Annotated in this window: 11 protein-coding genes; 5 read left to right on the top strand and 6 right to left on the bottom strand. The window is 42.6% G+C overall.

The window, feature by feature from the left end; all coding sequences use genetic code 11:
- Positions 1-277 precede the first annotated feature (277 nt).
- From GB992_RS08485 to GB992_RS08465, 5 genes are read right to left on the bottom strand one after another with little or no spacing between them, the layout of a single operon-like run.
- The gene (locus tag GB992_RS08485; protein WP_161002043.1) at positions 278-1,819 is read right to left on the bottom strand and encodes an adenine deaminase C-terminal domain-containing protein; all 1,542 of its coding nucleotides are present in this window, start codon (positions 1,817-1,819) and stop codon (positions 278-280) included.
- 14 nt (positions 1,820-1,833) lie between these two features.
- Complete coding sequence (locus GB992_RS08480) at positions 1,834-2,892, bottom strand: ABC transporter substrate-binding protein (protein WP_161002042.1); 1,059 nt, start codon at positions 2,890-2,892, stop codon at positions 1,834-1,836.
- Between the two features lie 9 nt (positions 2,893-2,901).
- Positions 2,902-3,945, bottom strand: a complete 1,044-nt coding sequence (locus GB992_RS08475; protein WP_161002041.1) for an ABC transporter ATP-binding protein — start codon at positions 3,943-3,945, stop codon at positions 2,902-2,904.
- A gap of 3 nt (positions 3,946-3,948) precedes the next feature.
- On the bottom strand, positions 3,949-4,761 hold the full coding sequence (locus tag GB992_RS08470) for an ABC transporter permease (RefSeq protein WP_161002040.1): 813 nt from the start codon (positions 4,759-4,761) through the stop codon (positions 3,949-3,951).
- Complete coding sequence (locus GB992_RS08465) at positions 4,758-5,585, bottom strand: ABC transporter permease subunit (protein WP_161002039.1); 828 nt, start codon at positions 5,583-5,585, stop codon at positions 4,758-4,760. The genes GB992_RS08470 and GB992_RS08465 overlap by 4 nt, the downstream gene beginning before the upstream one ends.
- A gap of 559 nt (positions 5,586-6,144) precedes the next feature.
- On the opposite strand from GB992_RS08465, the gene GB992_RS08460 reads away from it, so the two are divergent.
- From GB992_RS08460 to GB992_RS08450, 3 genes are read left to right on the top strand one after another with little or no spacing between them, the layout of a single operon-like run.
- Complete coding sequence (locus GB992_RS08460; RefSeq protein ID WP_161002038.1) at positions 6,145-7,332, top strand: aminotransferase class I/II-fold pyridoxal phosphate-dependent enzyme; 1,188 nt, start codon at positions 6,145-6,147, stop codon at positions 7,330-7,332.
- Between the two features lie 29 nt (positions 7,333-7,361).
- Positions 7,362-8,357, top strand: a complete 996-nt coding sequence (locus GB992_RS08455) for a D-2-hydroxyacid dehydrogenase (RefSeq protein WP_161002037.1) — start codon at positions 7,362-7,364, stop codon at positions 8,355-8,357.
- 33 nt (positions 8,358-8,390) lie between these two features.
- Positions 8,391-9,488 carry a PTS sugar transporter subunit IIC gene (locus GB992_RS08450; RefSeq protein ID WP_238331083.1) on the top strand — a complete coding sequence of 366 codons (1,098 nt, stop codon included), beginning with the start codon at positions 8,391-8,393 and terminating at the stop codon, positions 9,486-9,488.
- Between the two features lie 71 nt (positions 9,489-9,559).
- Here the strand turns inward: GB992_RS08450 and GB992_RS08445 are convergent, their stop codons facing one another.
- Complete coding sequence (locus tag GB992_RS08445) at positions 9,560-10,084, bottom strand: TetR/AcrR family transcriptional regulator (RefSeq protein WP_161002036.1); 525 nt, start codon at positions 10,082-10,084, stop codon at positions 9,560-9,562.
- A 122-nt stretch (positions 10,085-10,206) separates the two neighbouring features.
- Between GB992_RS08445 and GB992_RS08440 the strand changes: the two genes are divergently transcribed.
- Positions 10,207-11,979, top strand: a complete 1,773-nt coding sequence (locus tag GB992_RS08440; RefSeq protein WP_161002035.1) for an oleate hydratase — start codon at positions 10,207-10,209, stop codon at positions 11,977-11,979.
- A 288-nt stretch (positions 11,980-12,267) separates the two neighbouring features.
- Complete coding sequence (locus tag GB992_RS08435) at positions 12,268-13,551, top strand: dicarboxylate/amino acid:cation symporter (RefSeq protein WP_161002034.1); 1,284 nt, start codon at positions 12,268-12,270, stop codon at positions 13,549-13,551.
- Positions 13,552-13,811 lie beyond the last annotated feature (260 nt).

The following is a 13,811-nucleotide window of genomic DNA, read 5'->3' as shown; positions in this document are numbered from 1 at the left end:
GCAGAACAAATGAATAATCGTCCCCGTAAATGTCTCGGATGGAAAACGCCTTATGAAATATTCTTTAATGTAGTGTTGCACTTAATTTGACAATTCAAGGGAATAAAATATTAGTTTTATTTTCATTCGCATAAGAGAGCTACATTATCTATGTATTGCAAATACAAGAAGGTCACAGAAACAAGTAGCCAATTCGCCCAGTTGTCTCTGTGACCTAATTCATATATTAAACCGTTAGATTATCTCACCAATTACTTTAAGTGAGTTACTGACGGCATTATTTTACAAACATTGGGATAGATTGTTGTGTTTTAACATCGAACAATCCTTTATCTGAAATTTTAATCGCTGGTGAAACCAACAACGATAGCGTTGAAAATGACATAATTTCATTGCTGTTTTGATATCCTAGCCGTCGCATTGAAGGAATATCCGTCCCCATAATCATCAAGTTGTGATGATCATGAGCCCATGTTGCCCCTATAGCACCATGTCCTTTAACACCATTTTCGACAAAGCCAAATGCCAGTTCACCATGACCCGAATAACGATTTTGAACCATCAACAGAGATAAATTATTTTCTTGCCACTGCACTTGCCCGTTAATGACTGGCAATGAAACTTGGCCACGCTTAGTAAAAGTGCCAGTAGCACTAATTTGGACCGTGTTAACCGCAACCTCGTCACGTTGCATAGCCGTTTTGATTAACAAATCTGATTCTGTTAATACTGGCACGTGAACGGAATCTGCAATAGTCGAGTCAAATGACGATCCTTCATTTGCATCAGGAGCAACAATATCTGTCACTGCGTTGCCATGCAAAAATACATCCTCAATAACAAAGTTATCTACGTCACTAAGAACAACAAAGTCTGCTATCCGACCTGGCGCAATGGAACCACGATCCCAAAGTCCCATCCGACGAGCTGGTGTATAAGTGGCCAAGTAAATTGCCTCTTCTGGCGCCATACCAAATTTAATTGTTTGCTCAACCAGCCTGTTAAGGTGTCCACTGCGCAAATCGTCAGCCATCACGTCATCCGTTACCTGTGCAACATGTTCATAAAATTGATGTTCAATAATTGTTTTCACTATCTCTGTAGATAATGACTTTTGTTGAATTTCAATGAACATGCCGTTAGTTATCTTTTCAATTAAGGATGAAGGCGTCTGGAAAGTATGATCGGATGTAATGCCACTATTAATAAAATCAGCCAAATCCTTGCCACTCACTTTGGGCGCATGACCTTCCAAAGGCATTGTCGGTCTGATATTGCGGCAGTCCTTAATAATTTTCCGGATCAGTGACTGAGGCTGTGACGTAATCCCTTTAAAGTTCATGGCCTCGCCCAAGCAGATGATTTTAGGATCGTTTAATAACGTGGCAACCTCGTCCTGCCCAATAATGCCACCGGTTGTTTCCATTGCCGGCGTTGTGGATGGCACTGAAGAAGGAATGGCATAAAAAACTGAAATGCATGAGGGTTGGCGCATGAATTCAGACAGACCATTAATGCCAGCCACGTTGGCAATTTCGTGGGCATCTGCAATTACTGTTGTCGTGCCAAACTTAACGGCAGCACGACCAAAGTTTGTGGGAGTAGCCATTGAGCTCTCAATATGCATATGAGCGTCAACCAATCCCGGAATAATTGAAAAGCCTTTTAGATCAATCGTCCGCTCTGCCACGATATCAGGTAAATTTACACCAATCCAATAAAAGTTGCCGTCTTTAACGGTGACATCAACATTGTTAAAAGTCTTTGTATAACTGTTGTAAACTCGAGCGTTTTTAATCAGTAAATCAACGTTTGTCATAATGTCTCCTAACCTTATTGTTTATTCATCAATTGATTCCAACGTGTAATCCATTGGGCCAAATGACGATTAACATACGCAAAGTTGAGGCTTTCAGCCCGCTTAGCAACTGTGCCAACCGTTTTATTTTCTGCGTCTTTACCGCTTAATTGAACAGCCTTATTAACCGGCGCATTATTTAATGACTGCGGACTGGCAACCTTTTTTTGAACCGTTGCACTTAAACGGGCATCAATGTACCGATAATCTTTTTCGGTATTATGACTACTTTTCAAAATTGAAACCGTATCATAGTTAGCTAATGTTCCTGACGCCGGCACGACATATTTTAATTGTGGGTTTGCCTTTTGAACCATATTGACAGCGTAATCACCGACAACTGCCGCATCAATTTCTCCCGTTTTAAACATATTGGCAATGTCAGAGGATTGTGAATATGTTTTAGTCACATTAGGTTTCAACTGTGACAATGCCTTGAATGCTGCCTGACCATTATCTTTTTCAACAGCCGTACCAGCGCGCTCGCCAGCAAGATAAATCATCGCGGGTCCAAATGTCGTCGTAATATCCGGAATAGCCAGTTTATCTTTTAGTTTTGATGACCACAGTTGTTTCCATGAGTTAATCGAAATCTTTTGAGGATTATACATGATCCCAACACTGTTCAACGTGTACGGCACACTGTTGGTTTCTTTTGCCAATTTTTGTTGAGCAGGTGTAAGCCGTTTGAAATTCTTTAGCTTACTGAAATCCAATTTCTTAAATAAGTGTTTTTGATTCCCTGACAACGCATTGTTTTGTGATAATTCAACCACATCTACGCCACTGTTAGGATTGTGTTCTAATTGTGTCATTCTGGCGTTACTGTCACCAAATTGGGTGCGCATCGTTACATGATTTTCCTTCGCAAACGGCGCCAACACGTCGCTATTCATCTGCTTTGTAGCCAATCCGAACGTTGAAACGGTCATCGACTCATCTGCTTTCGCCGTTGCATCCAAAAAGCCAACCGTCAATCCACCGAGTAACAACGAAATGGTTATTCTTTTCAATAATTCCTTATGGTGTGTCATCAAATTCTCCTATTCTGCCAATGCAATGAGTTTGTCGGACGGTAATGTCAGCCGTACTGCGTCCCCTAATTGATGCGTTGCCTCTTCTGAATCCACCTTGATTTGGCCTAAATGGTCCGTTGCAACGACATAACGATATGCGCGGCCAAGATACGTTTTGTCGCAAATAATGCCGTTAAGACTGTTCTGTTGAGTATCCATGCTGGTATCAAGACGAATGTTTTCAGGTCGAATGCAAAGCCGAACCGCCGGTTTAGTTGTCTTCACGGCCATGTAAAGGTGCATTTCACCGCTTAAATACTCATCTGAATTCACCTGCCCTGTTACGTTGAAGAAATTTTCAAATCCGATGAACTTTGCTACAAACGTTGTTGCTGGGTGAGCATAGACGGTTTGTGCCGACGCAATTTGCTCAATATGACCACCATTCATAACAATGACGCGGTCAGAAATTGCAAAGCTTTCTTCTTGGTCATGCGTAACGAAAAGTGCAGTTATTCCTAATTTTTGCTGTAGTCGGCGAATTTCTTCTCGTAGGGACAAACGCAGTGCCCTGTCTAAATTGCTGAGTGGTTCATCCAGTAACAGTAACGTCGGATTAACAACTAAGGCTCTCGCTAGCGAAACACGTTGTTGCTGACCACCGGAAAGTGCGTGTGGTCGATGATTAGCTAAATCCGTTAGCTCTGTTAGAGACAATATCTCGGCCACACGTTTGCGAATAGCTATTTTGCCAATACCGCGTTGTTTTAAACCGAATGCGACGTTTTCAAACACACTCAAATGAGGAAATAAAGCGTAGTTTTGGAAGACCATACTCATATTACGTTTGAAAACGGGGACCGAGTCAATTGACCGCTCATCAATCGCAACATTCCCACTTGTTTGACGCTGCAGTCCCGCAATGATTCTTAATGTAGTCGTTTTCCCACATCCGCTTGGACCAAGAATCGAAACTAGTTCACCCGCATTAACTGAAAAATTGATATCTGTCAGCACTTTTTTACCATCCTCATACGACATTGATAAGTGCTTAACTTGCATTGCCTGCATTATTTATTTCTGTCCTTTCTGATTCAGATGTTCGTTAACACGTGTTAAGCCATTCATCCGTTCCATCAGCCACATCATGAGACCTGTCAACAACATTAAAATTACTGACACTGCTGAAACGGTTGGATCATAGTTGTTTTGCAAATAATTCAAAATAGCAGTTGGCAGCATTGTTAACGACGGGCCGTTCAAAAATAGTGTAATGGGAATGTTATTGAATGAATTAATAAAGCACATGATGAAAATAGCGAGGAGCGTGCCTGAAATATTCGGAATCACTACCCTGAAAAAAGTTTTTATTTTCGATGCTCCGCTTAACCAGCTGGCTTCTTCTATAGTCTGATCAAACAGCAATAACCTAGCCGTTAGCATTCTAATTACATATGGCACGCTGAGTAGAAAGTGCCCTGTGATAAGAACTGGCATTAGCGGCAGCTTGATTCCAATAACTAAACTTTGAAATAGTGCAAAGCCGATAACTATCTCTGGAATCAAGGTTGGGGACAGAAAAACTGTTTGAAACCAGTTAGCATGATGAATGCCACGGCGCGTTAATGCATAAACCGCTGGCGTTCCAATCACAATTGCTAAGAGACTAGCAGTAACAGCGACTGCAAAACTTGTTTTGAAACCTGTCACAAAGTCAGGTTGTGACAATATATTGGCGTACCATTTCAAAGTGAAACCCTTTATCGGAAAAGTAATAGCTGTCTGTGTACCAAATGAAGTGACAACAACTAAAACTAGTGGGAGCAACAATAGTAGCAACATCAAGTAACCATATAACGTCAATAACCAGTGTTTTTTCTGTATCAAACTTCGTTACCTCCCGAAATCCGCTTAGTGATGACTTTTGTTATTGATAGACTTGCTAAGGCAATCAATATCAGCGTCAATGCCACAATACTTGCGGCCCGCCAATCCCCCAGTGTCATGGATTGCTGATACAACAACGTCGACAAAACTAAACTACTGTTACCACCTAGTAATTGTGGCGTCGTATAGGCTGTCATTGCGCCTGCAAAAACTAAGATACTGCCAGTCAGTAGGCTGGTCGTTAACTGCGGCAAGGTAATTTTGAAAAAACGTGTTACAGGACCTGCTCCTGACATTGCGGCCGCCTCATCAACTGATTGATCCAGCGATACGATTGGGTCAATCAGCATCGTCACCATGACAGGGAAAAACAAATAAATGAGTCCAATCACAATAGCCGTATTCGTATATAAAATGCGAACTGGTTGGTGGACAATATGCAGATCCATTAACAACGTGTTGACTAGCCCGTTACGTCCAAGGATTAGAATCCAAGCGAAGTTTCTAACGACCGCATTAGTGAGCATCGGAAATAAAATGACAAGCGACAGTAATTTACGAACTTTCATTCTTTGGTGAGCAATCCAAAACGCAAATGGAAATGCTAAAACTAGCAAGCCCAAGGTGGTTACAAATGCAGTGCCAATCGTTCTGAAAATAATTTGCTGGTTGTATGTAGCTCTTAAAAATAAAAAATATGTTTCATTGCTTTTTACTCCAAAAATCACTGGTAACACCAACTGAACAACTGGAAAAATCAAAAACAATATAATTCCAACCAAACTCGGCAGTAGCAGTGCCACACTGATTCGTCTATCCTTCACGATGTAAAACCTTCCTCAAAAAATTGATGAAGCCATCTTATCATCAGTAAACGAACAATGTTAGGATAAATGCGCTCCATTGAACGTGTTTTGTGCCTGGCTATAAAAAAATTAATTGTACTGGAATTCCGCTAGCTCGCACTCGACTTAATAGAGCATCGTCTGCTCTGGCCATTTTTAATAAATATATTTAATTGGTTTTACAAATTTGTTTGCTAACCTGCCAGCCGTTTGGTCAGCAATTATTAAACTTTTCATTGACACGTCATGAAAAATAAATTAGTATTCTAATCAATCTTTAATTCAAGGAAGCTTACTAATGATGACAACAACAACTGTCAAAACTACATATGCGTTTTATTTTTGGTTTTTTGGAAATTCATCCAACTAGCCATTATTTAACGTGGCCATGCGGATGGATAAAACATCTGCGTGTATGGTCATCAGTTGTTTATCGATGATTTAAGCCCCCAGGTGTTTAACGACACGCTGGGGGCTTTTCTTGTTTTCAATTCAATTATCACTGCCATCGAGCCAAAGTTTAGAAAGGATATTTTATATGCAAACACAACAACAAGATCTCACACAACGTTTAAACACCCAGCTACTAGCTATCAAGCCAGATATGATCCGCAGCTTTGACCACGAAGTTAGCGATATCCCCAACATCATCAAACTAACGTTAGGCGAACCGGACTTTAATGTCCCTGAACACGTCAAACAGGCCGCCATTAAGAGCATTGAGGACAATGATTCCCATTACGCGCCAGTTCCTGGGACCGTAAAGTTACGCGAAGCGGCTGCACATTTTTTAGCAGATCGTTATGGTATTCAATATGATCCGCAAACAGAAATCGTCGCTACCGTTGGCGCAACTGAGGCTATTTCTGACACACTCCGAGCCGTCACAAATCCCGGCGATAAAGTGTTGCTTCCGGGGCCAACCTTTCCCTTATACGAGCCAATTATTAAACTCAACGGTGCCGAAGTCGTCCCCATCAACACAGAACCTAACCAATTTGTCCTCACACCCCAGCAACTGCGAACTGCTATCAATGAATATGGTGATGACATCAAGGCTATCATGCTAAACTTTCCGTCTAACCCCACGGGCGTCACCTATACTGCCAATCAAATAGAAGCCTTAGCGGATGTGCTTCGTGATACCAATATCATTGTGATTTCCGATGAAATTTATTCTGAATTGACATATGGTCAACATCACGTTTCATTTGCACACTACCTGCCGGAACAAACATTAGTCTTAAACGGTGTGTCAAAATCACATGCCATGACAGGATACCGTGTTGGTATTCTCGCAGGCCCGGCAGCCTTAATTGGCAGAATCAATTTAATGCATGCCTTTACGGTAACGTCAGCCTCTAATCCGGCTATGGCAGCAGCTGCTGAAGCATTGGGAACAGAACAGGGCCGTCATGACACCGAGAACATGAAGGCAGAATACAAACAGCGCCGTGATTTCGTTTATAACACCATGACAAAGCTCGGCTTCACTATCCCTAAACCGTTAGGCGCATTCTATATCTTCGCGAAAATTCCCGAACGTTTGCACATGACTGATTACGATTTTTGCCTTTCGTTAGCTCAAACCAGTCAAGTGGCTGTCATTCCAGGAGCTGCGTTTGGACCCGGCGGCGAAGGCTACCTGCGCCTTAGTTACGCTGCCTCAATGACAAGCTTAAAGGCGGCCATGGCCCGCCTCACAACTTATATGGAAACTCACTAAACCTTAAAGATTAAACGGAGGTCACTCACATGACAAAAATCATTATGTATTCAGTCCGACCAGACGAAATGATAGCTATCAAGGATCACGCGAAACGTGAACACCTCGAAATTCACACAACGACGGATGCCTTATCTGCGTCAACTGTTGACCAGGCTAACAGTTTTGACGGGATTGTTATCCAACAACGCAATCGCATTGACGATGATCACGTCTACCAACAATTAGCTGACATGGGGCTTAAACAACTGACGTCCCGAACAGCCGGTGTTGACATGATTAACGTGGCAGCGGCCCATAAGGCCGGATTACTCGTTACTAACGTTCCTGCTTACTCACCACGCAGTGTTGCCGAACACGCCCTCATGCAAATTTTCCGTGTATTACGAAAAGCGCCATTGGTCGATGCTCAGGTCCGCGAAAATAACTACTCTTGGGCTGGTTTACAGGCTAAAGAAATTCACTCAGCTACCATCGGCATTGTTGGCGCTGGACGAATTGGCGGTACTTTAGCTAAACTACTGCACGCTCTTGGTGCAACTGTTTTAGCTTATGATGTGGTTGAACGTGAAGCGTTAAAACCGCTGGTGACCTACGTTGATAAACAAACCCTATTGGCCAAATCCGATGTCGTCAGTTTACACGTCGACCTTAATCCAACTTCGGAAGGATTGATTGCCGCAAACGATTTTGCCCTTATGCAACCAACGGCAGGCATTGTAAATGCTAGTCGCGGTCCAGTCATCAATACGAACGACTTAATAACCGCTCTTGAAACCCACCAACTTGCGTTTGCCATGCTCGATACAGTAACTGGTGAGGAGAAGATTTTTAATGCCAATCATCGACAAGATGGGCTTGACTCACAACCTAATATTGCCAAGCTGCACGCCATGAATAACGTGATCATCACGCCGCACATCGCCTTTTTCACTAATATTGCAGTCCAAAACATGGTTGATATCTCATTGAACGATGTTCAGGACATTCTTGCCGATCGACCAACGGAACACAGCGTCGAATAATCAACCTAAGCATTAACTAAGGAGAGCTTGCCGATGAAAATACCCGAAGAAACATCCCCTGCACTATCAGTAACCAGACTAATGACCACCATCAAACGTGAAATGGCCCAATTCAAACCATTTATTCTCGCCATTTTAAACGGCACTAGTCTGGGAATCATCATTGCCCTTATCCCGGCAGCATTAACCTCCCAAATCATCCCATTGTTTGGAACAAACGTCCCGACCCGTAACCTGTTAATGATGGTCACTGTCATTCAAAGCCTATTGCCCATCATCGCGGCCCTCGCCGTTGGCCACGCCTTTGAATTTGATGTCCTTGATACTGCTGCACTTGGCTTTGCCACATTTGTGTCTGCCGGCGTCCTCAAGCCCACAAAAACTGGCCTGGCAATAGCTGGTACTGGTGCTATTCTTAACGTTTTGCTTGTACTAACCGTTACAGCAATTTTTATCTTTGTCATTCATAACCGTTTGGGACAACTACGCTTAATCCTGGAACCAACCTTAGTCGTCCTTATTTGTGGCTCAATTGGCCTGCTCACCTTGCCTGCTATGATTGGCATTCAAACAGCCATCGGGCAGGTTGTTGCCACGGCCACAACACTGACGCCAATAATGATGGGTGCCTTGTTGGGCATGATTTTTGCACTTCTCATTGTGTCTCCTCTATCGTCCGTTGGCATTGCAACGGCCATTAGTTTGACCGGCATCGGTTCTGGTGCGGCTAACGCTGGCATTATCGTAACCAGCTTCGCCTTAGCCGCCATGGGAGTGTCCGTAAATTCGTTTGGTGGCACAATTGCTCATTTTGTGGGTTCGCCAAAAATTCAGATGGCCAATATGCTAGCGCATCCGGTGATGTTCATCCCAATCTTGATGGGTTCTAGTATCATGGGCGCCTTCGCAGCTATATTGGGCGTCGGTGGAACAGCGTTTTCCGCTGGCTTTGGGCTCTCCGGATTAATTGGACCCTTGACTGCATTGCAAACTACCACTGGCTCAAATGTCGGCCTTCGCGTGCTACTGGCATTCATTATTCTGCCAATCATTTTGGCTTTAGTATTAAAGATGGTCTTCGTAAATCGACTGCATTGGGTCAAACCGGATTACCTGAAATTACCACTCTGATAATGACTTGAAAAACCACATCCGCAAAATGGATGTGGTTTTTCGTAATATAATTTCGCCTATTCACAACCCTAATGCATCTCTTTGACCATGAAACGATCCGTTAAAATTTTAACAACCTTTGTGACTGGCATTGCGTAGTTATGTTTGACCCACCAATGTAACACCATAAATGTTCCGCCTGAATAATAAGCAAGCTCGTAGTCCTTTAGATAATTTTCCCCGTAATAATCATGGACAAACTTGGTAAAATACGCCGTCTGTTTGTTTAAAATTGGTCCATCTAATCCAGCATGCAACAAATTCTTCATGATCATTGGATGCTGAACAAAGTAAGTTAAATAAACAGTCAATAAATCCGCCAAATCCTCATGCTTATGATCCGTGACATCCTGCATAAATTGCGCATATTCTCGTTGAATAAAACTATCTAAAATCATATCTTTACTCGTGTAGTTACGATAAAACGCTGCCCGTGAAACGCCCGCCGCATCAGTAATCTGGGTGATCGATAAATCGTTATATTGGTGCTGGCTCATCAGTTCAAATAATGCGGTTTCTACCTGTTGTTGTGTACGTAAACTTTTTTTATTCATTAACACCACTTAACTTTCTATATTGAAAAATGTAACCGCTGTCATTATACTAAAGATAGTTACAAATGTAACGATTATTATATCGATAACTGATTATTTCATTTTAAGAAAGGGTGGCATTTATGTACTATTCAAACGGGAATTACGAAGCATTTGCACGTCCAAAGAAGCCTGCCAACGTTGATCAAAAATCGGCTTATATCGTTGGCTCCGGACTAGCCGCACTGGCAGCAGCATCGTTCTTAGTTCGTGATGGTCAAATGCCTGGCGACCATATTCACGTTTTAGAGGAATTGGCCCTCCCCGGTGGCAGTATGGACGGTATTTGGAATGAACAACGTGGCTACATCATTCGTGGTGGCCGTGAAATGGAACCTCACTTTGAAACATTGTGGGATTTATTCCGTTCTATTCCTTCTTTAGAGACTAAAGACGCTTCGGTACTTGATGAATTTTACTGGCTAAATAAAGAAGATCCCAGTTACTCAAAGGCTCGTGTCATCGAGAACCGTGGACACCGTTTGGCAAATGACGGTCAGCTCACCCTTTCTCAAAAAGCGATTAAAGAATTGATTGACCTTGCGCTCACTCCTGAAGAAAAACTGCAGGATAAACGGATTGACGAAGTCTTTAGTGATGACTTCTTTAATTCCAACTTCTGGCTTTATTGGTCAACGATGTTTGCGTTTGAAAAGTGGGCCAGTGCGCTAGAAATGCGTCGATATGTACTCCGTTTCGTTCATCATGTCGACTCCTTATCAACACTTTCCTCATTGCGATTCACGAAGTACAACCAATACGAATCACTGATTTTGCCACTAGTTAGCTATTTAACAAATCATGGCGTTCACTTCCAATACAATACCGTTGTGAATAACATTTTAGTTAACCGCGTCGGCAACGATAAGGTTGCGACAAAGATTGAAATGACAGTTGATGGCAAACCGCAGAATCAGCAATTGACTGAAAATGACCTTGTTTTCGTAACCAACGGATCCATCACTGAGAGCACAACCTATGGCGATAACACGCACCCTGCGCCAAAGGAACATGAGCTCGGTGCTAGCTGGCAATTATGGAAAAACTTGGCTGCCCAAGATCCTGATTTCGGTCATCCAGAAAAGTTCTGCGAAAACATTCCCGCTGCAAACTGGACGATGTCTGCTACGCTAACCTTTAAAGATGATAAAATCGTTCCGTTCATTGAACATGTTAGCCAAAAGGACCCTCACAGCGGTTCCATTGTGACAAGCGGACCAGTCACCATCAAAGATTCCAACTGGATTCTGGGGTATTCAATCAGTCGTCAACCACACTTCAAAAAGCAAAAGGACAATGAATTAATCGTTTGGATCTATGGTTTGATTTCAGGCAAACCTGGGAACTACGTCGACAAGAACATGGAAGACTGTAACGGGATCGAGCTGTGTGAGGAATGGCTTTACCACATGGGTGTTCCTGATGACCAAATCGTGGACATCGCCACAAACTCTTGCAATACCGTGCCAACACACATGCCTTACATCACCACTTACTTCATGCCACGTGCATTAGGTGACCGCCCACTTGTTGTGCCTAAGCATTCCAAAAACCTTGCCTTTATCGGCAATTATGCTGAAACGCCTCGTGACACTGTCTTTACTACTGAATATTCCGTAAGAACCGCCATGGAGGCCGTTTACACATTGCTAGATGTCGATCGTGGTGTTCCAGAGGTATTTGGCTCTGCATTCGATGCCCGTGTACTCATGAATGCTTTGTATTATCTAAACGACAAGAAACCATTAGCAGAAATGGACTTGCCATGGAGTCAAAAGGTAATCGCTAAGGAAGCTGTCAGAAAGGTTAAGGGCACTTATATTGAAGAATTAATGAAAGATGCTAAATTGCTGTAACCCCCTTATCAGTAGCAAAATTTTAATTAGATGGCTCGTTTCACGTGAAACGAGTCATCTTTTTTAATTCATTTTTTTGCTTATTAACGTATAAACGCTCGATTCAACATTGAATGTTCGTATTTTTAAGGCGTATTTCACTGCTGAATAGTAAAAGTTCGGATTTCGCAGAATCGAAATATAGCACATAGGTTCCCGAACTTTTCAAGTCTGAATCCCGATAATTATTCGTGATAGTATGTATAAAGGTTAGTTTTCTTTTTCACATTTATAATCGGGGGTTTTCTTATGCAGCAACACCGCACATTCCGAATAAGTTTAGGTTGGCAAATTGGCATCGGGTTAGTCCTGGGGATTGTTTTTGGCGCAATTTTTTATCATTCGAAGCCGGCCATTACTGCATTTACCAATATTGGTGCAATGTTTATTGGTCTAATTCAAATGATTGTTCTGCCAATTGTGATTTCCTGCCTAACAGTCGGCATCGCCAATATGGGTGATATTCGTAAACTTGGTCGTATTGGTGGTAAGACATTACTTTACTTCGCCAGCATGACAACTTTAGCAATCATTTTAGGTCTAATTATTGGTAACATTACTCGAACTGGCAGTCTTATCAACATTCATGACCTACCTAAAACGGATATCTCCCAGTACGTCAAAACCGCAAAACACGCTTCCGAAGGCGGTATTTGGGCGACTGTGCTTAATATTATTCCTACTAATTTCTTTGCCGCTTTAAGTGAAGGCAACATGATGCCGGTAATTTTCTTCTCCGTATTTTTTGGATTAGGCACGGCTGCAATCGGCGAACCTGGTAAGATTATCGTCGATTTTCTCAATGCCGTGGCCGCCGTTATGTTCAAAGTCACAAACTGGATTATGCATCTCGCGCCAATCGGCGTTTGTGCTTTAATTGGTGCCACCGTCGCGCAAATGGGATTGACCGCATTGGCCCCGCTCGGATTGTTCATCTTAGTCACTTATCTGACCATGATATTCTTTGTCGTTGTTGTGATGGGACTAGTTGCCAGAGGATTCGGGATCAACTTGTTCGAGCTACTTAAAGTAATTAAAAACGAGATTATCCTTGCCTTCACCACGGCTAGTTCTGAATCAGCCCTTCCGAAAACAATGGATAAGCTCGAACACTATGGTGTCAGCAAGGGCATTGTCGCTTTTGTTGTCCCAACCGGCTATACCTTTAACTTAGACGGTTCTGCCATCTACCAATCCTTAGCGGCATTATTTCTCGCTCAGGCCTACCATATCAACTTGTCGATTGGTCAACAAGTCACCCTGTTAGTGGTTCTCATGATAACTAGCAAGGGAATGGCCGGTGTGCCTGGCGCTTCGTTCGTCGTGCTACTAGCAACAATCTCAACCATCGGTGTCCCCGTGGCTGGGCTAACATTCATTGCAGGAATTGACCGCATCGTCGACATGGGTCGCACAGCCGTCAACGTTGTCGGAAATTCTTTGGCAACCGTTGTAATTAGTAAGTCTGAAAAGGAATTCGACAGCGAAAAACACACCGACTATATGGCAAAAATTTCAAATCAACGCTCATAAGATATTGTAGATATAAAAAACGTTAGATTACGTGTTAACTAAGACACATAATCTAACGTTTTTTGCTGTGTTTTTTAGCCATTTTTAATGCTTCGTAGGATTGACAGCGTTTCGTTTAAAGTAGCGATGTAAGCGTTTAATATTTAAGCCAAGAACGTTTTACTAGGGACTGTCTGAAAACTAAAAATTCAGGTATAATCTGAGGAAAAACGAATCGAGGCATTCCGATGACAACACCTAAACGATACGAACTGGAAGAT

Origin of the sequence: Furfurilactobacillus milii, from assembly GCF_009863985.1 — a bacterium.
Classification (GTDB): domain Bacteria; phylum Bacillota; class Bacilli; order Lactobacillales; family Lactobacillaceae; genus Furfurilactobacillus; species Furfurilactobacillus milii_A.
Note: the sequence above shows the minus strand (reverse complement) of the source record. Positions and strands in the feature narration are given on the sequence as shown.

What these genes read in the sequence shown, in the direction of transcription:
- GB992_RS08445 (WP_161002036.1), bottom strand. Translation starts at nt 10,084, where the DNA reads ATGAATAAAAAAAGTTTACGTACACAACAACAGGTAGAAACCGCATTA.
- GB992_RS08480 (WP_161002042.1), bottom strand. Translation starts at nt 2,892, where the DNA reads ATGACACACCATAAGGAATTATTGAAAAGAATAACCATTTCGTTGTTA.
- GB992_RS08455 (WP_161002037.1), top strand. Translation starts at nt 7,362, where the DNA reads ATGACAAAAATCATTATGTATTCAGTCCGACCAGACGAAATGATAGCT.
- GB992_RS08460 (WP_161002038.1), top strand. Translation starts at nt 6,145, where the DNA reads ATGCAAACACAACAACAAGATCTCACACAACGTTTAAACACCCAGCTA.
- GB992_RS08485 (WP_161002043.1), bottom strand. Translation starts at nt 1,819, where the DNA reads ATGACAAACGTTGATTTACTGATTAAAAACGCTCGAGTTTACAACAGT.
- GB992_RS08450 (WP_238331083.1), top strand. Translation starts at nt 8,391, where the DNA reads ATGAAAATACCCGAAGAAACATCCCCTGCACTATCAGTAACCAGACTA.
- GB992_RS08435 (WP_161002034.1), top strand. Translation starts at nt 12,268, where the DNA reads ATGCAGCAACACCGCACATTCCGAATAAGTTTAGGTTGGCAAATTGGC.
- GB992_RS08440 (WP_161002035.1), top strand. Translation starts at nt 10,207, where the DNA reads ATGTACTATTCAAACGGGAATTACGAAGCATTTGCACGTCCAAAGAAG.
- GB992_RS08475 (WP_161002041.1), bottom strand. Translation starts at nt 3,945, where the DNA reads ATGCAGGCAATGCAAGTTAAGCACTTATCAATGTCGTATGAGGATGGT.